The sequence below is a fragment of the Vibrio sp. 1402 genome (assembly GCF_033340275.1).
Map to the genome: position 1 here is coordinate 1 of NZ_JAWOWE010000313.1, position 671 is coordinate 671.

1 protein-coding gene is annotated in these 671 nt (G+C 46.9%); it reads left to right on the plus strand.

Annotated elements, in window-relative coordinates; all coding sequences use genetic code 11:
- Positions 1 to 2 precede the first annotated feature (2 nt).
- The coding region (locus tag R7044_RS25780; RefSeq protein ID WP_405540914.1) for a tetratricopeptide repeat protein at positions 3 to 671 on the plus strand (669 nt) is incomplete at its 3' end.

Consider the following 671-nt stretch of genomic DNA (forward strand, 5'->3'; position numbering starts at 1 on the left):
GTTTGACCGCAGCCAGTGCGATAGCTCAAGAGCTTAGCCAGTACACCGCATCTAGAGTGCAGCGTGCGCACAGCTTAGCTCAAGAAGAGAAGCTTAAAGAAGCGATCTCAACTCTCGAATCGTTAGATCTATCGCGTGGCTACGATCAAGCGTTTGTTGCTCGTATGCTCGGTATTTTTTATTGGCAGAATGAGCAAGTTAAGCCTGCTATCAAGCAACTGGATTTCGCGGTAAGCAGCGGTTTATTGCAAGACGAGCAAGCGTGGCAAACACGTAAAATGCTAGCGGATATATTGTTGAACGAACAACAGTTTGCTAAAGCCTTGCCGCACTATTACGAGTTGAGTAAAGCCGTACCTAAAAACCAGAAAGCTCATGAAGTTTGGCTGCGCATCGCACAATCGCATTACCAGTTGAGCCAATGGAATAAAGTGTTATCAGCGATGGGTCGCTACGAGAAGTTTGGTCAGCCAGATGAACTCGGTCCATTGTCGATTAAGCTTTCGTCTGAACTGGAACTCAAAAAGTGGCAGCCTGCTATTGTCACCATCAAACGTTTGATTGCAATTGAGCCTGAACGAGTTGAATGGTGGCGTCAGCTCGTCGCTTTGCACTTACGTGTCGATGACAGCAAACGCGCACTAGATTCAATGGCTTTAGCCAAGCTACAA